Here is a 16,601-nt window from a genome sequence, read left to right as displayed (position 1 = left end):
GCGCGCGCCGGGCATCCGCTACGGGATGACGGGCGGGCGGCGATCCTCCGGATCCATCGCGAACTCGGCGAGCGCGCGGATCAGCGCCGCCGACGACCGCTCCTCGGCGATGCGGTCGACGCGAAGGCCGGCCGCGCGCGCGTCGAAGGCGGTGCGCGGGCCGATGCAGACGACCACGGTCGACTCGGGCAGCGGCGCGAACTGCTCCGCGATCTGCCGGGCGACGCTGCCGGAGCTCACGAGGAGCGCGCGGATGCGTCCTTCGGCGACGTCTTCCACGACGGATGCCGGGGCCGCCACCCCGACGGTGCGGTACGCGCTCACGAATCGCGCTGCGATGCCGCGCTCACGCAGTCCGCTGACAAGGGTCGGCTCGGCGATCTCGGACTGCGGCACGAGCACGTCGCCGTCGGCGACCTCGCCCGGCCACTCCTTGACGAGCCCCCGCGCCGAGTGGTCGCTCGGCACGAAGTGCACGGGGTACCCGGCGAGCTGCAGCGCGTTCGCGGTGGTCTCGCCGACCGCGGCCACGCGGGTGCCCTCCGGCACGTGCACGCCCTGCCCGACGAGCACGTCGACGGTCGTCGCGCTCGTCACGACGAGCCACGCGTAGCGGCCCTCGCGCAGGCGGTCGAGCTCGGCGACGAGCTCGTCGGGGTTCTCGGTGCCGGCGAAGTTGATGAGGGGCGCGATGACGGGAGCCGCGCCGAGCGCGCGCAGGCCCGCGGCGATGCCGTCGCCCCACTTGCCCCCGCGGGGCACGAGCACGCGCCACCCGAGCAGGGGTTTGATCACCGGGAGGGAACCGGTGGGGGTGCGGTCGATGATCGCATCTCGCGTCGAGGAGGACATCCCCCTCATTGTCACCCCGGATGCTGCGCTCGCCTAATCGAGCGCCGGCGGCCCCGGGAACGCCGAACGGCGCCCGCAGTGCCGGAATTCCGGGGCTGCGGGCGCCGTTGACGGCGTGAGGGACGCCTAGTCGTCGGAGAGGATCGCCCAGGCGACGAGGCCGATCACGCCGATCGCCACCGCGGTCGCGCCGATGATCCAGGGCACGGGGTTGTCGTTGTAGGAGCGCTGCACGCGCTCGGCGACCTGCCCGGCCTGCTTCTTGACGTCGAGCTTCTCCTCGATCGCGTCGAGCGTCTGCTCGAGCTTGCGCCGGGTCTCCTCCACGGAGGCCGAGGGGGTGCTGGCCGCCGACGGCCCAGTCGTCGCGGGCGAGTAGCCGGCGCCGGCGGTGGTCGAGGCGGTGGTGGGCGAATCGGTCATGGCTTCTCTCACTTCCTCAGCCCGCGCACGGCGCGGACGTCTTCCTGCACGCTCTCGAGCGTGTCGGTGGGGGTCGGCGGAACGCCCTTCTTGAGATGGTTCACGCCGACCGCGGCGATGACGCCCGCGATGATGAGCAGCACGACGCCGATGATGAGCGCCGCCGCCCACGCGGGCAGCACGAGCGAGAGCGCGAGCACTCCCGCGGCGATGAGCACGAGCGCCGCGAAGAACGCGAACACGCCCGCGCCGACGAGCAGCCCCGCGCCGATGCCCGCCTGCTTGAGCTTGGCGGCGATCTCAGCCTTGAGCGACGCGATCTCGGCACGCACGAGGTCGCCGATCAGCCGCGGCACGTCGGCGATGAGCGCGAAGAGGCCGCGCCGCTCAGCGGCGGGCGAGGGGGTCGAGCGTGGGGTCGTCATCGAGCGCCTCCGTGCGAGATCAGGAGGTGCTCGACGCCGTCGTGCCCGACCCGGTCGAGCGCGTCGTGGTCGATCCGGAGCCGGTCGAGCCGGTCGTCGCACTCGTGCTCGAGGCCGACTTCGCGCCGTTCTTCTTGCCGGCCACCTTCGAGGCGACGTTCTTGGCGTTGCCGCTGACGAACTCGGCGACCTCGGGCGCCTTCTCCTTGACGAAATCCTCGACCTGGTCGACGCGGGTCTGCACCCGCGGGTCGTTCCAGAAGCGGCTGGCCGCCTTCGTGATCTGGTCGTACTTCTCGCGACCCGCCTTCGTGCCGAGCACGTAGCCGACACCCAGGCCGGTCAGGAACAGGATCTTTCCGCGCATTGTCGTACCTCTCTCCGTCGTCGAGCCCCCGGGCCGATCGAGGCCCAGGGACCACCCCAGGCTAGTCGCGGTGCTCCGAGGCGTGAAGGAGACGTGGAGGCAGTTCCCAGACGAACCGCGTCGAAGTGGGGTGGCGGGGTGCGCGCGGCCTCGGTCATACTTAGGTAATGCTTACCTCACCGGTTCGCGAGAGCCCGAGCGCCGCGGACCCCGCGCCCTGGCCGGCCTACCGCCCCTTCGCGGTCGTCGTGCGGCGCATCCTGCCGCTCTCGCCCCACCTCGTGCGCGTGACGTTCGCGGGCGACGACCTGCGGCACCTCGGCACCACCGGGCTCGACCAGCGCATCAAGCTCGTGCTGCCGCTGCCCGACGGCACGCTGCCCGACCTCGGCGAGCACGACGAGGCGGCGCTGCGGGCGGGCGACTGGTACGCGCGCTGGCGGGCGCTTCCCGAGCCGGCGCGGCCCGCGTTCCGCACCTACACGGTGCGGTCGGCGCGGCCCGAGCGACGCGAGCTCGACGTCGACCTCGTGCGGCACGACCCCGACCCGGCGGCGGGTGACGGGCCGGCGGCGCGCTGGCTGCGCGGAGCATCCGTCGGCGACCGCCTCATCATCGTCGGGCCCGACGGTCGCACCGCCGACCCGACCATCGGCTGCGACTGGCGGCCCGGCGCCGCGCGGCACCTGCTGCTCGCGGGCGACGAGACCGCGCTGCCCGCCATCTGCTCGATCATCGAATCGCTTCCGGAGGGCGTCACCGCGCAGGCGTTCATCGAGGTGCCGTCGAGCGCCGACATCCAGAACGTCGTCGCCCGCGGCGCCTCGCGCATCGCCTGGCTCGCGCGCGACGCCGGCTGCGAGACCTCGCAGGGCTTCGAGGCCGTCGCCCCGCACGGCGAGCTGCTGCAGCGGGCCGTGCGCGCGTGGCTGCCGCGGCACACCGCCGAGCTCGCCTCGGTCGTGCGCGCCGCCCCCGAGCCGCTCGACGACGTTGACGTTGACGTCGAGCTGCTGTGGGATTCGCCCGTCGACCCCACCACGGGCGACTTCTACGCCTGGATCGCCGGCGAGGCCGCGACCGTCAAGGCCCTGCGCCGACACCTCGTGAGCGACCTCGGCGTCGCCCGCTCGAACGTTGCGTTCATGGGGTACTGGCGGCGCGGGCGCTCCGAAGCGCAGTGAGCGCGGCGGTGCCGGTCGCGGCCGGCGAACGGGCAGCAGGCGCCGGCGCTGCCGCGGCGCGCGAGGCGGGCGCGGGCGGCGGGCGCGCGGCCCGGCCGGCGCGCGGCCCGCGGGCGCGCGGCTCGCAGGGGCGGCGGATGCTCGGCGCGGGCATCCTCATCGCGCTGCTGCTCGCCGCCGTCGCCGTGAGCCTCTCGGTCGGCGCCCGCGCGACCGACCCCGCCGTTGTGCTCGCCGCGCTGCTCGACCCCGGCTCGCTCGGCTCCGGCTCGGTCGATGCGGTCGTCGTGCGCGAGCTGCGCGTGCCGCGCACCGTCATCGGGCTGCTCGCCGGCGCGGCCCTCGGCGTCGCCGGAGTCGTCATGCAGGGCGTCACGCGCAACCCGATCGCCGACCCCGGTCTGCTCGGCGTCACCGCCGGCTCGTCGTTCGCCGTGGTGCTCGGCATCGCGCTCGCGGGCGTCACCTCGGTCGTCGAGCTCGCCGCCTTCGCCCTCGTCGGCGCCCTCGCCGCCGCGACCGTGATCGCGCTCGTTGCCGCGAGCGCGCGCGTCGGCTCGAGCCCTGCGCTGCTTGTCGTCGCCGGGTCTGCCGTGACCGCCGCGCTGTCGTCGCTCACGACGCTCGTGCTGCTCGGCGACCCCGAGACCCTCGAGCGCTACCGCTTCTGGACGGTCGGCTCGCTCACCGGCCGCGACCTCGACGCCGCCCTCGCTCTCGCGCCACTCGTCGTGCTCGGGCTCGTCGGCGCCGTGCTCGTCAGCCGCGCGCTCGACGCGCTCGCCCTCGGCGACGACGTCGCGCGCGGCCTCGGATTCCGGCTGCTGCCCACGCGCGCCGCCGCGATCGCCGTCATCGTCGTGCTCGCCGGCACCGCGACCGCCCTCGCCGGGCCGATCGTCTTCGTCGGCCTCGTCGGCGCGCACGCCGCCCGCGCGCTCGTCGGCGGCGGTCACGCCGTGCGGGTGCCCGTCGCCGCGGTCGCCGGCGCGGCGCTCGTGCTCGTCGCCGACGTGCTCGGCCGACTCGTCGTGCCGCCCGGCGAGCTCGAGGCGGGCATCGTCGTCGCCGTGCTCGGGGCTCCCCTGCTCATCGCGCTCGTGCGCTCGCGGCGCGGGGTGACGGCGTGAGCGGGCTGCTCGAGCGACGCGCGCCGAGCATCCCCCGGAACGCGCTGCCCGACGCCTGCCTGGCCACGATCGCCGCGATCGAGGCCGGCCGCGCGCGCGACCGGCGGCGCACGGTCGGGGTGACGGCGGGCATCCTCGCCGTCATCGTCGCGATCGGGATGCTCGCCCTCGCGCTCGGCGACGTGCCCCTCGCCCCCGCTGAGGTCGTCGCCGGGCTGCTCGGCCTCGACGGCGCCGGTGGCGCGACCTTCATCGTGCAGGGTCTGCGGCTGCCCCGCCTCGCGCTCGCGCTCGTCGTCGGAGCCGCCCTCGGGCTCAGCGGCGCGCTGCTGCAGTCGGTCGTGCGCAACCCGCTCGCGAGCCCTGACATCGTCGGCGTCACCGGCGGGGCGAGCGCCGCCGCCGTGCTCGCGATCGCTGGCGGCGCGACCGGGCTCACGGTGAGCGGCGCCGCCCTCGCCGGCGCGCTCGTCGCCCTCACGGTCGTCGTCGTCGCGAGCGGCCGCGGCGTGACCGGCACCCGATTCGTCGTCATCGGCATCGCCGTCGCCTTCCTCGCCAACGGCGTCGTCGGCTACGCCCTCACGCGCGCCAACCTCACGCAGGCGCAGAGCGCCTACTTCTGGCTCGTCGGCTCGGTCGGCTCGCCCTCGTGGGAGGACGTGCTGCTCGTCGGCACGGTCGTGCTGCTCGCGGCGGCGGGGCTCGTGGTCGCGCGGCGCCCGCTCGCGGCGCAGGCGCTCGACGACGGCTCCGCGCGCGCGATCGGAGCCCGCCCCGTCGTGACGCGGGTGGCGGCGATGACGGTGTCGGGCATCCTCGCCGCCGTCGCCGTCTCGGTCGCCGGGCCGATCGCGTTCGTCGCGTTCGCCGCCGGGCCCATCGCTCGACGGATGCGCGGCCGCGGCCCCGCGCTCGGCACCGCCGCGCTCACCGGCGCCGCGATCGTCGCCCTCGCCGACGTCATCGCCCAGCACGCGCTGCCGGGCGCGCTCGAGCCGCCCGTCGGGCTCATCACCGGAGCCGCCGGCGCCGTCGTGCTGCTGGCGCTGCTGCTGCGCGGCGAGGGCTCCGGCACGCGACCCCTCACCCGACCCCTCACGCTCGCCCGCGCCTCGAAGGGAGCGCCCTCATGACCCTCGCCTCACCGCTCGAGCTGCTGCGCGGCGCCGATGGGCCGCCGCCCCGGCTGCGCGCGCATGGCCTGCGCCTCGGCTACGGCGACCGCACGATCGTGCACGACGTCGACCTCGAGGTGCGTCCCGGCGCGCTCACGGTCGTCGTCGGCGCCAACGCGAGCGGCAAGTCGACGCTCGTGCGCGGCCTCGCCCGGCTGCTGCCGCCCGCGGCGGGGCGCGTCACGCTCGACGGCGTCGACCTCGGGCGCCTGCCCAGTCGCCGGCTCGCCCGCACGATCGGCGTGCTGCCGCAGAGCCCGATCGCGCCGGAGGGCATTCGCGTCGCCGAGCTCGTCGCGCGCGGGCGCTACCCGCACCAGGGGATGTTCCGCGGGCACCGCAGCGACGACGACGCGATCGTCGCGGCGGCCCTCGAGGCGACCGCGACGAGCACCCTCGTCGACGCCCGGGTCGACGAGCTCAGCGGCGGCCAGCGGCAGCGCGTGTGGATCGCGATGGCGCTCGCCCAGCAGCCGCGCATCCTGCTGCTCGACGAGCCGACGAGCGCGCTCGACGTGGCCCACCAGGTCGAGGTGCTCGACGTGCTGCGGGCCGAGGTCGCGCGCGGCATGACCGTGGTGCTCGTGATCCACGACCTGACCCTCGCCGCGCGATACGCCGACGAGCTCGTCGTCATGGCCGGGGGGCGCATCCTCGCCCAGGGCGCGCCGGGTGAGGTGCTCACCGGCGAAGTGGTGCGGCGGGCGTTCGGCATCGAGGCGCGCCTGCTGGAGGATCCGGATACCGGTCGGCCGGTCATCCTGCCCCGAACACGCTGAGAGCGGATGCTCGGTCGACGCTCAGCGAGCGCGCTTGCCGCACCCGGCTTCGGTGAGTTAGGTTAGCCTTACCTCACAAGTCCGAGGGCCGTCGCAGCGCCGCGAACCCGCACGAGCGCGTCGACGCGCCCGCGGCGAGCCCTCCCGTCCCCTCAGGAGCAGCACCGTGCCCTCGCGCCGCCGCCTCGGCCTCCTCGCCGCGGCCCTCGCCCCCGCCCTCGCCCTCGGTCTCGTCGGATGCTCGACCGAGCCCGCGAGCGCCCCCACCGACTCCGCGGCGAGCGCCGCCGACGACGCGGCCTTCCCCGTCACGATCGAGCACGCCTTCGGCGAGACCACGATCGACGAGGCGCCCGAGCGCGTCGTCACGTGGGGCTGGGCGAGCGCCGACGCCGCCATCGCGCTCGGCGTGACGCCCGTCGCGATCCCCTTCGAGTCGTACGGCGGCGACGACGAGGGCGTGCTGCCGTGGATCCGCGAAGCGCTCGAGGAGCGCGGCGACGCGATGCCCACCATCCTCACCAACACGGGAGAGGACGTGCCCTACGAGGAGATCGCCGCCGCCGACCCCGACGTGATCCTCGCCCAGTACTCGGGGCTCACCGAAGAGCAGTACGAGACCCTCAGCGACATCGCTCCCGTCGTCGCCTACCCCGACCAGCCGTGGTCCACCCCGTGGCGCGACATCATCTCGATCACGGGTGAGGCCCTGGGGCTGCAGGGCGAGGCCGAGGAGGTGCTGGCGGGCATCGACGACGCCATCGCGGAGGCCGCGGCCGAGCATCCGGAGTTCGAGGGCGTCAGCCTCGCGACCGCGTGGGACACCGCCGGCACCTTCTACGTCTACGCCGACGAAGACCCGCGCGTGGAGTTCATGCTCGACCTCGGCTTCGTCAACGCTTCGGCCGTCGACGCGCTCGACACCGACGAGTCGCCGTTCTACTTCACCCTCTCGTACGAGCGGGTCTCGGAGCTCACCTCAGACGTGCTCGTCGTCTACGGCTCGACGCCGAAGGAGGCGCAGGCGCTGCTCGACGCCCCCTACGCGCAGTCGCTGCCGGCCGTGCAGCAGGGCGCCGTCGCGCAGCTCGTCGGCACCGAGTTCATCGCCTCGGTCTCGCCGCCCACCGCGCTGTCGCTGCCGTGGGGCCTCGACGAGGTCGTCGACCAGCTCGCGGCGGCCGTCGCGGCGCGCGGCTGAGGGGCGCCGTGATGCGTCGTCGTCTCGTCCCCCTGACCGCCGTCCTGGCCGTCGGCGCAATCGCCCTCGGCGGATGCTCCGCCGCCGCGCCCGTAGGCTCCGAGACCCCCGGCTCGACGCCGGCGGATTCGGCCGCCTGGCCTGTCACGATCCAGCACGTCTTCGGTGAGACCGTCATCGAGGAGGCGCCCGAGCGGGTCGTCGCCCTGGGGGTCGGCACGCTCGACTCGGCCATCGCGCTCGGCGTCGTGCCGGTCGCCGTCGCGCCGCGCGCCGTCGAGAACGGCACGGACGGCCTGCCGCCGTGGACCGTCGACGCGCTCGACGAGGCCGGGGCCGAGCATCCGACGGTGCTGCCCGACACCGGGGAGGACCTCGCCTACGAGGAGATCGCGGCGGCCGACCCGGACGTCATCCTCGCCCAGTACTCGGGGCTCACCGCCGAGCAGTACGACACGCTCAGCGACATCGCTCCCGTCGTCGCCTACCCCGGCGAGCCGTGGGCGACACCCTGGCGCGAGATCGTCACCCTCACGGGCGAGGCGCTCGGGCTCGAGCCGGAGGCGCAGGCGCTGCTCGACGGCATCGACGCCGACCTCGCCGCGCGCGCCGCCGAGAACCCCCAGTTCGCCGGCCGCACGGTCGCGTTCGTGTGGGACACGGCCGGCACGTTCTACGTCTGGAACGAGAACGACCCGCGCGTGGAGGTGCTGCTCGACCTCGGCTTCGTCAACGCCCCCGCCGTCGACGAACTCGACACGGGCGAGACCTCGTTCTCGTACTCGCTGTCGTACGAGACGGTCTCGCAGCTCGTCAGCGACGTGCTGGTCGTGCGCGGCAACGAGCCCGGTGAGGTCGAGCAGTTCCTCGCCACGCCCCATGCCGGCACGATGCAACAGGTGCAGCAGGGCTCCATCGCGCGCGTCGTCGGCAGCGACGTCGCGGCGTCGATGACCCCACCGACCCCGCTGTCGTACGACTACGCGCTCGACGAGCTCATCGCCGAGCTGCAGGCGGCGGTCGCCGCGCTCGACTGACGCGCGGCTTCGAGCGGGCCGGGAGGAGCAGCCACTCCCCTGGCCCGCTCGGCGGGTGCGCTCCCGCGTCTCCAATGCGGTCTGCAGGAGCAACGCCGGTGCGATCCGCCGTCTACGCGGCTGGCGCCGTCCGCGCACGCGCCGACTCCTGCAGATCGCATCGACCTCACGTCGCCGGGCACCCCGCGGAGCGGCCGCGCGGACGGCGCGGCGCTCCGCCGCTACCGCGCGGGCGGCCGCGGCTAGCGCGCGGGCTGCCGCGGCTAGCGCGCGGGCTGCGCGGCTGCCGCCGCGCGCGCCGCCGGCGCCGCCGCGGCGAGCACGCGCTCGACCGCGGCGTCGTCGTGCGCCGCCGAGACGAACCACGCCTCGTAGACGCTCGGCGGTAGCGAGACGCCGTGCTCGAGCATGGCGTGGAAGAACGGGCCGAAGCGCCAGACCTCCTGCGCCTGCGCCTCCGCGTAGTTCTGCGGAGCGCTCTCGCGGAAGAAGATCGAGAACTGCGAGCCCGCCCACGCGACCGAGTGCGCGACGCCCTCGGCCGAGAGCGCCGCCGACAGCCCGTCGGCGATCGCGTGCGCGACGCGTGGCAAGTGCTCGTAGACCTCGCCACCGGCGCCGCGCAGCATCGCGGCTCCGGTGGCGACGGCGACCGGGTTGCCGCTCAGCGTGCCCGCCTGGTAGACGGGCCCGAGGGGGGCGAGCAGGTCGAGCAGCTCGGCGCGGCCGCCGAGGCCCGCGAGGGGCAGGCCGCCGCCGATGATCTTGCCGAAGGTGGTCAGGTCGGCGTCATAGGCGACGCCGTGGGCCTCCTCGTGCCCCCACCAGCCGGCGGCCGAGACGCGGAAGCCGGTCATGACCTCGTCGGCGATGAGCAGCGCGCCGTGCGCGCGCGCGGTGTCGGCGAGCAGCCGGTTGAAGCCGGGCTTCGGCGGCACGACGCCCATGTTGGCGGCGGCGGCCTCGGTGATGACCGCGGCGATGCGGTCGCCGTGGGCGGCGAAGACCTCGGCGAGGGCATCCTCGTCGTTGTAGGGGATGACGATCGTCTGGGCGGCCGTCTCGGGGGTGATGCCCGCGGAGCCGGGGATGCCCAGGGTCGCGATGCCCGAGCCCGCCTCCGACAGCAGCGAGTCGGAGTGACCGTGGTAGTGCCCCGCGAACTTCACCAGCAGCGGCCGGCCGGTCGCGCCGCGCGCGAGCCGGATCGCCGTCATGGTCGCCTCGGTGCCGGTCGACATGAGCCGCAGCTTCTCGATGCCGCGTCGGGGCTCTCCCCCGTCGGCGGCGGGCAGCGTGAGGCGGTCGAGTACGAGCTCGGCGAGCTCGACCTCGCCCGTCGACGCGGCGCCGAAACCGAGACCGCGATCGACGGCCGCGTGCGCGGCGGCGATGACGTCGGGATGCGCGTGGCCCAGCAGCGCCGGACCCCACTGCCCCACGAGGTCGACGTACTCGGTGCCCTCCACATCGGTGACGTAGGGGCCGCGGCCGCTCTGCAGGAAGACGGGCGTGCCGCCGACCGAGCGGAACGCGCGCACGGGCGAGTTCACGCCGCCAGGGGTGACGGCGAGCGCGCGCTCGAACGCCTCGGCGTTGGTCGTCGGGGTGCGGCCCGAGATGAAGCGGGTCATGAGAGCAGTCCCTTCTCGGCGAGGTCGAGTGCGGCGTAGCTGAGCACGGCGTCGGCTCCGGCTCGGCGGATCGAAACGAGCGCCTCGAGCTGGGCGCGGTCCCCGTCGAGCCAGCCGTTCGCCGCGGCGGCCGCGATCATCGCGTACTCGCCCGAGACCATGTAGGCCCAGACGGGCACGGTCGAGATGTCGGCGACCTGGCGCAGCACGTCGAGGTAGGCGAGCGCGGGCTTCACCATGACGATGTCGGCGCCCTCGTCGAGGTCGAGCAGGGCCTCGCGCACGCCCTCGCGCCCGTTGCCGGGGTCGAGCTGGTAGGTGCGGCGGTCGCCCTGCAGCTGCGACTCGACCGCGTCGCGGAACGGCCCGTAGAACGCCGAAGCGTACTTCGCCGAGTAGGCGAGCAGGGCCACGTCAGTGAAGCCGGCCTCGTCGAGGGCGGCGCGCGCGACGGCGGTCTGGCCGTCCATCATGCCGCTGAGGCCCAGCACCTGGGCGCCCGCCTGCGCCTGCGCGACGGCCATGTCGGCGTAGCGCTCGAGGGTGGCGTCGTTGTCGACGCGGCCGCGGGCATCCAGCACCCCGCAGTGGCCGTGGTCGGTGAACTCGTCGAGGCAGAGGTCGGTCTGCACCACGAGGGCGTCGCCGACCTCGGCGGCGAGCGCACGGGCGGCGACGTTGAGGATGCCCTCGGGGTCGGTCGCGCCCGAGCCGACCGCGTCGCGCACGGCCGGCACGCCGAACAGCATGACGCCGCCGAGCCCCGCCTCGGCCGCGCGCACGGCGATCGCGCGCAGGCTGTCGAGCGAGTGCTGCTCGACGCCCGGCATCGACCCGATCGGCTGCGGAGCCTCGAGCCCCTCGCGCACGAAGAGCGGCAGCACGAGGTGGCGCGGCCGCAGATCGGTCTCGGCGACGAGGCGGCGCATCGCCGCGCTCTGCCGCAGGCGGCGGGGGCGGATGCTCGGCCCGAGCTCGCTCATCGCCCACCCCCCAGCGGCGCCAGGTCGGCAGCGCCGTTCGCGAGCAGCTCGTCGGTGACGCGCGCCGCCAGCTCCTCGGCCGGGTCGTCGCTGTCGTCGACGTAGCCGGCGTGGGCGCTCGAGACCTGCTCGCCCTCCGGCGAGTAGACCCGGGCGGAGAGGAACATCATGCCGTCGTCGAGGAAGGCGTGGGCGCCGAGCGGCGCCGAGCAGCCGGCCTCGAGACGGCGCAGCACCGCGCGCTCCGCCTCGACGGCGAGCCGCGTCGAGCGGTGGTCGAGGGCGAGCAGCGCGCGCTTGAGGGGGCCGCTGAGGTCGCGGCGGGTCTCGATCGCGAGGGCGCCCTGCCCGGGCGCGGTCGGCCAGCCCTCGAGCCCCAAGTACTCGGTCACGACGTCGAGCCGGCCGAGACGCTCGAGCCCGGCGGCGGCGAGGATGACAGCGTCGAGGTCGGGCTCGATCGCCTCGACGTCGCTGCCGTCGGCGGCGACGCCGGCCTCGCGGCCGAGCACGCGCGCGAGGCGCGTGTCGACATTGCCGCGCAGCTCGACGACCTCCAGGTCGGGGAACCGGCGGCGCAGCTGCGCCTGCCGGCGCGGCGAGCCGGTGCCGACCCGCGAGCCCGCCGGCAGGTCGGCGAGGGCGACGCCGTCGCGCACGATGGCGGCGTCGCGCGCGTCGGCGCGCTTCGGCACGGCGGCGATGATGAGGCCGGGGTGCGGGCTCGTCGGCAGGTCTTTGAGCGAGTGCACGACGACGTCGCACTCCTCGGCGAGCAGCGACTCGCGCACGGCGGCGACGAACACGCCGACGCCGCCCGGCGCCTCGCGCGACATCGTCGCGAGGGGCGCGGTCGAGACGTCGCCGTGCGTGACGATGCGCACGAGCTCGACCTCCTCACCCGTGCGGGCCGCGATCGAGTCGGCGACGCGCTGCGACTGCGCGAGGGCGAGCGCGCTGCCGCGCGTGCCGAGCCGAATCACGGCTGCAGACCCGAGATGGCGGGCTTGAAGCCCGCGCGCACGTTCTCGCAGCAGCCGGGGCGGCACACGTCGTACCAGGGGCCGAGGGTCGTCTCGCGCACGCGCTCGCTCTTCTTCGCGCCCCGCAGGCGCTCCTCGACGAGGTCGATGAGGCCGCTCACGTACACGGGGTCGACGCCGGGGGTCGGCACGCGCAGGGCGCGCAGGCCGTGCTCCTCGCACGTCTCCATCGCCTCGGTGTCGAGATCCCACATGACCTCCATGTGGTCGGAGACGAAGCCGACCGGCACCATGACGATCGCCGTCGCGCCGCTCGCGGCGTGGTCGGCGATGGCGTCGTTGATGTCGGGCTCGAGCCACGGCTGCGTGGGCGGGCCGGAACGGCTCTGGTACACCAGCTGCCAGTTCACGTCGGGCAGCTGCGACAGGGCGGGGTCGTTGCGCAACTCCGCAAGCGCCTTCTGCATGATGACCTCGCTCACCGCGAGGTGCTGCGCGGCGTACGCGCCACCCTCGCCCCAGTCGACGTCGCGCGGCCCGCTGCGCTCGGCATCGGTGGTCGGGATGCTGTGGGTCGCGAACAGCACGCGGGTCGTCGACAGGTCGGCGCCCTCCGCGAGCAGCGTGCGCAGGGCATCCACCACCCCCGTCACAAACGGCGCGACGAAGCCGGGCGCGTCGAAGAACTGGCCCACCTTGTCGATGCGCACCTGGCCCCAGAGGCCGGTTTCGTCGAGGGCGCGCGCGAAGTCCTCGCGGTACTGGCGGCAGCTCGAGAAGCTCGAGTAGGCGCTCGTCGCGAGGCCCAGTATCGTGCGGTGGCCGTCGTCGAAGGCCTGCTGCAGGGCCTCGGGCAGGTAGGGATCCCAGTTGCGGTTGCCCCAGTAGATCGGGATGTTCAGCCCGCGCCGGTCGGCCTCGGCCTGCAGCGCCTTCTGCAGCTGGCGGTTCTGCTCGTTGATCGGGCTCACGCCGCCGAAGTGGCGGTAGTGGTGCGCGACCTCCTCCAGGCGCTCATCGGGGATGCCGCGGCCGCGCGTGACGTTGCGCAGGAAGGGGATGACGTCGTCCTGCCCCTCCGGTCCGCCGAAGCCGGCGAGGATGACGGCGTCGTAGGCGACAGGCGCCTCGACGTGGCCGGGCACCGCGTACTTCTGCGCCGTGTCGGTCGCGGCGCGGGCGAACTGCTCGCCCTCGAAGCGGCCCTCGTTCAGGTCGACGACGACGGCCTTGCCGTCGGGGCCGAGGCCGTTGTTGGTGATCGTCACTTGATGACCTCCAGGATCTGAGCGTCGAGGTCGGCGTCGTCGAGACGGCGACCGGTGTAGAAGGGCACCTCTTCGCGCACGTGGCGGCGCGCCTCGGTGTAGCGCAGGTCGCGCATCATGTCGACGAGGTCGAGCAGCTCGTCGCTCTCGAGGCCGAGCAGCCACTCGTAGTCGCCGAGCGCGAAGCTCGCGACGGTGTTGGCGAGCACGCCCGTGAAGGCGCTGCCCTTGCGGCCGTGCTCGGCGAGCATGTCGCGGCGCTCCTCCTCCGGCAGCAGGTACCACTCGTACGAGCGCACGAAGGGGTAGACGCAGAGCCACCGCTTGGGCTCTTTGCCGTACATGAACGCGGGCGCGTGGCTGCGGCTGAACTCGGCCTGCACGTGCACGCCCATGGCGTTCCAGGTGGGCAGCAGGCTGCTGAGCAGCTCGGCGCGGCGCAGCGTGCGCACGGCCGTCTGAATCTTCTCCGGGTCATCGCCGTGCAGCCACAGCATGATGTCGGCGTCGGCGCGCAGCCCGCTCACGTCGTAGACGCCGCGCACGGTGACGCCGTCGGCGGTCACGGCGGCGACGGCCTCCTGCACGCCGCCGCCCGAGGCGGGGCGGTGCGGGTCGCGTCGCAGCACGACGTAGACGGTGTAGGCGAGCTGATCGCTCACGATGCTGTCCTTTCGACGGGGTCGGTGCCGCGGCCGGCGGCGGTCTCGGAGTCGGGGGCGCCGATCGTCTCTGCGAGGCGGTGCGCGTGGTCGATGACGCTCGCGAGGCCGGTTCCGGCGACCTGCTCACCGGTGATGAGGATGCCCGGGTCGACCTCGACGCGGCCGGCCCGCAGCCAGGTGGTCGCCTCGGCCGCCGCGACCGCGGTGGCGGGAATGCTCACGCCGAGCAACAGCTCGGCGTCGCGCCGCGCCGTCTCGACGCTCGGCGGGCTCTCGTAGCTGAGCCGCACGACCTCGCGCCCGGCGGCCGCCCGCCGCACCCACGCCCACTTCGCGCTCACGTGCGTGAGCGCGCGAGCCGTGACGTCGGTGCCGCGCGCGACGAGCACGCCGGTGCCGCGCGGGTTCTCGGCGAGCGCGCGGGCGGCGTCGGTGCCGGCCTCGATGACGAGCGTCATGAGGTGGGTGGCGGTGCGCGTCGCGGCGCGGCCGCCGACGGGGTCGACGAGGCCGGGCGCGGCGACGACGACGAGGCCCTCGCGCACCTCGCCCTCGGCCTCAAGGTCGCCGTCGGCATCCGGATCGACGGCGAGCACCACGCGATCGGGATGCACCTCCGCGACCCGCACGCCGTGCTCGATGGGCACGCCGTAGCGGTCGAGCTCGGCGAGCAGGGTGTCGACGAGCAGCCCCATGCCGCCGTCGAGGCCGGCGACGAGCGAGCCGGCGGGGGCGTCGGTGCGCAGGCGCATGACGGCGCGCGCGAGCGAGTTCTCGCGCAGCAGGTGGTGCACGAGCCCCGGCGCGACGCTCACCGGCAGCTCGTCGGGGTGCTTGGAGTGGATGCCCTCGACGACCGGGGCGACGAGCTGTTCGAGGATGCCGTCGCCCATGCGCCGCCGCACCAGCTCGCCGAGGGTGGCGGACTTCGCGCCGACGGGGCCGGGCAGCAGGGCATCCGCCATGCCGCGCCAGGCGGCGCGCCGGCCGACGACCGCGACGACGTCCTCCGCGAGCGGCGCCGACGGGATGCCCAGCAGGCTCACCGCCGGCAGCGGCACCGTCGTGCCGGTGCGGGCGTGCAGCCACGCGGGGGCGTCCAGCGGCGCCACGATGCGGTCAGCGATGCCGAGTCGCTCGAGATAGGCGCGCACGGTGCCGCCGCGCGTCGCGAACGCCTCTGCGCCCGCATCGAGGGGGATGCCCGCGATCGTCTTCCGCAGCAGCTGGCCGCCGGCGCGCTCCACCGCTTCGAGCACGCGCACGCGGTGGCCCTGCAGCACGAGCTCGCGCGCCACCACGAGGCCCGCGATGCCGGCGCCGACGACGAGGGTCTCGCGCATCAGCCCTGCGACTCTCCGTGGACGTAGCGCACGATGCCGGTGAGCACGTCGGGGTCGGTCTCCGGCGGGACGCCGTGGCCGAGGTTCACGACGTGGGCGGGGGCCGTGCGGCCGCGCTCGAGCACGTCGTCGACGTGGGCGCGCAGCGTCGGCCACGGCGCGCTCAGCAGGGCGGGGTCGATGTTGCCCTGCACGGGCACGTCGCCGCCGAGGTGCTCGCTCGCCTCGTCGAGCGGCAGGCGCCAGTCGATGCCGACGGCGTCGACACCGAGGCCCTTGATCTCGGTGAGGATGCGGTCGGTGCCGAGCCCGAAGTGCACCTTCGGCACCTCGAGGCCGCGCAGGTGATCGAAGGCGCGGCGCGAGTGCGGGGCGACGCGGCGCAAGTAGTCGCGCTGCGAGACCGAGCCGATCCACGAGTCGAAGAGCTGCGCGGCGCTCGCACCCGCCTCGACCTGCGCGCGCAGGAACTCGCCGGTCACGTCGGCGCACCAGTTCAGCAGCGCGGCCCACGTGTGCGGGTCGCTGTGCATGAGGGCGCGCGTGCGCAGCTGATCCTTCGACGGGCCGCCCTCGACGAGGTAGGCGGCGAGCGTGAAGGGTGCCCCCGCGAACCCAATGAGCGGGGTGCTGCCGAGCTCGGCGACGGTCAGCGCGACAGCCTCGCGCACCGGGGCCAGAGCATCCGGGTCGATCGGGCGCAGCCGCAGCACGTCGCTCGCCGACCGGATCGGCGCGTCGATGACCGGGCCGCGCCCCGCCTCGATGCGCACGTCGACGCCCGCGAGCAGCACCGGCACGACGATGTCGCTGAAGAAGATGCCCGCGTCGACGCCATGGCGCCGCACCGGCTGCAGCGTGATCTCGCTCGCGAGCTCGGGGGTCAGGCACGCCTGCAGCATGTCGCCGCCGGCGCGCAGCTCGCGGTACTCCGGCAGCGAGCGGCCGGCCTGGCGCATGAACCAGACGGGGGTGCGCTCGGGGCGGTCGCCGCGGTAGGCGCGGATCAGCGGCGCCTGCGTCGTGCGACCGTCGATGAGGGGATGCGAGGGGCTCAACGGCACTGCTCAAGGATAGGCGCACGAAGGTGGGAGCCCGCCGGGGCCGAACGCCGCCCTGACCGGCCCGTTCGCGACGCCGAATGCGGCA

Annotated in this window: 17 protein-coding genes; 6 read left to right on the top strand and 11 right to left on the bottom strand. The window is 74.6% G+C overall.

The window, feature by feature from the left end; translation table 11 throughout:
• Window positions 1–18 precede the first annotated feature (18 nt).
• The 4 genes from ID804_RS00245 to ID804_RS00230 form a co-directional block, all read right to left on the bottom strand.
• On the bottom strand, window positions 19–852 hold the full coding sequence (locus tag ID804_RS00245; RefSeq protein WP_169076980.1) for a uroporphyrinogen-III synthase: 834 nt from the start codon (window positions 850–852) through the stop codon (window positions 19–21).
• 126 nt (window positions 853–978) lie between these two features.
• A complete protein-coding gene (locus ID804_RS00240; protein ID WP_169076979.1) occupies window positions 979–1,275 on the bottom strand; it encodes a DUF3618 domain-containing protein in 297 nt (98 codons plus the stop codon).
• Between the two features lie 8 nt (window positions 1,276–1,283).
• Window positions 1,284–1,700 (bottom strand): phage holin family protein, encoded by a 417-nt coding sequence (locus ID804_RS00235; RefSeq protein WP_169076978.1) that lies wholly within the window; start codon window positions 1,698–1,700, stop codon window positions 1,284–1,286.
• Between the two features lie 19 nt (window positions 1,701–1,719).
• Window positions 1,720–2,067 (bottom strand): YtxH domain-containing protein, encoded by a 348-nt coding sequence (locus ID804_RS00230; protein ID WP_169076977.1) that lies wholly within the window; start codon window positions 2,065–2,067, stop codon window positions 1,720–1,722.
• A 167-nt stretch (window positions 2,068–2,234) separates the two neighbouring features.
• Here ID804_RS00230 and ID804_RS00225 point away from each other — a divergent pair, with 167 nt between their 5' ends.
• From ID804_RS00225 to ID804_RS00200, 6 genes are all read left to right on the top strand, one after another.
• Window positions 2,235–3,251 carry a siderophore-interacting protein gene (locus tag ID804_RS00225; protein WP_169076976.1) on the top strand — a complete coding sequence of 339 codons (1,017 nt, stop codon included), beginning with the start codon at window positions 2,235–2,237 and terminating at the stop codon, window positions 3,249–3,251.
• A gap of 137 nt (window positions 3,252–3,388) precedes the next feature.
• Window positions 3,389–4,381, top strand: a complete 993-nt coding sequence (locus tag ID804_RS00220; RefSeq protein ID WP_169076975.1) for a FecCD family ABC transporter permease — start codon at window positions 3,389–3,391, stop codon at window positions 4,379–4,381.
• Window positions 4,378–5,517, top strand: a complete 1,140-nt coding sequence (locus ID804_RS00215; protein ID WP_169076974.1) for a FecCD family ABC transporter permease — start codon at window positions 4,378–4,380, stop codon at window positions 5,515–5,517. The genes ID804_RS00220 and ID804_RS00215 overlap by 4 nt, the downstream gene beginning before the upstream one ends.
• Entirely contained in the window at window positions 5,514–6,338 is an 825-nt protein-coding gene (locus ID804_RS00210; protein ID WP_169076973.1) for an ABC transporter ATP-binding protein, read from the top strand. The genes ID804_RS00215 and ID804_RS00210 overlap by 4 nt, the downstream gene beginning before the upstream one ends.
• Window positions 6,339–6,504: 166 nt before the next feature.
• Window positions 6,505–7,539, top strand: a complete 1,035-nt coding sequence (locus ID804_RS00205) for an iron-siderophore ABC transporter substrate-binding protein (protein WP_169076972.1) — start codon at window positions 6,505–6,507, stop codon at window positions 7,537–7,539.
• An 11-nt stretch (window positions 7,540–7,550) separates the two neighbouring features.
• A complete protein-coding gene (locus ID804_RS00200) occupies window positions 7,551–8,576 on the top strand; it encodes an iron-siderophore ABC transporter substrate-binding protein (protein ID WP_169076971.1) in 1,026 nt (341 codons plus the stop codon).
• A gap of 263 nt (window positions 8,577–8,839) precedes the next feature.
• Here ID804_RS00200 and ID804_RS00195 read toward each other — a convergent pair whose 3' ends face one another.
• The 7 genes from ID804_RS00195 to hemE all read right to left on the bottom strand — a co-directional run bounded on the left by ID804_RS00195 (window position 8,840) and on the right by hemE (window position 16,516).
• Entirely contained in the window at window positions 8,840–10,210 is a 1,371-nt protein-coding gene (locus ID804_RS00195; RefSeq protein WP_169076970.1) for a glutamate-1-semialdehyde 2,1-aminomutase, read from the bottom strand.
• Complete coding sequence (gene hemB, locus ID804_RS00190) at window positions 10,207–11,193, bottom strand: porphobilinogen synthase (protein WP_169076969.1); 987 nt, start codon at window positions 11,191–11,193, stop codon at window positions 10,207–10,209. The genes ID804_RS00195 and hemB overlap by 4 nt, the downstream gene beginning before the upstream one ends.
• On the bottom strand, window positions 11,190–12,176 hold the full coding sequence (hemC, locus tag ID804_RS00185; RefSeq protein ID WP_317451113.1) for a hydroxymethylbilane synthase: 987 nt from the start codon (window positions 12,174–12,176) through the stop codon (window positions 11,190–11,192). Before hemC ends, hemB begins: the two co-directional genes overlap by 4 nt.
• Window positions 12,173–13,321, bottom strand: a complete 1,149-nt coding sequence (locus tag ID804_RS00180) for a ferrochelatase (protein WP_317451166.1) — start codon at window positions 13,319–13,321, stop codon at window positions 12,173–12,175. Before ID804_RS00180 ends, hemC begins: the two co-directional genes overlap by 4 nt.
• 119 nt (window positions 13,322–13,440) lie before the next feature.
• On the bottom strand, window positions 13,441–14,106 hold the full coding sequence (hemQ, locus tag ID804_RS00175; protein WP_396789519.1) for a hydrogen peroxide-dependent heme synthase: 666 nt from the start codon (window positions 14,104–14,106) through the stop codon (window positions 13,441–13,443).
• Complete coding sequence (locus ID804_RS00170; protein ID WP_169076968.1) at window positions 14,103–15,452, bottom strand: protoporphyrinogen/coproporphyrinogen oxidase; 1,350 nt, start codon at window positions 15,450–15,452, stop codon at window positions 14,103–14,105. The genes hemQ and ID804_RS00170 overlap by 4 nt, the downstream gene beginning before the upstream one ends.
• The gene (gene hemE / locus ID804_RS00165) at window positions 15,452–16,516 is read right to left on the bottom strand and encodes a uroporphyrinogen decarboxylase (protein WP_169076967.1); all 1,065 of its coding nucleotides are present in this window, start codon (window positions 16,514–16,516) and stop codon (window positions 15,452–15,454) included. Before hemE ends, ID804_RS00170 begins: the two co-directional genes overlap by 1 nt.
• Window positions 16,517–16,601 lie beyond the last annotated feature (85 nt).

Origin of the sequence: Microcella alkalica (assembly GCF_014595885.1) — a bacterium.
In the GTDB taxonomy this organism is placed as follows: Bacteria; Actinomycetota; Actinomycetes; order Actinomycetales; family Microbacteriaceae; genus Microcella; species Microcella alkaliphila_B.
This window is presented reverse-complemented; position numbering and strand designations above follow the sequence as displayed.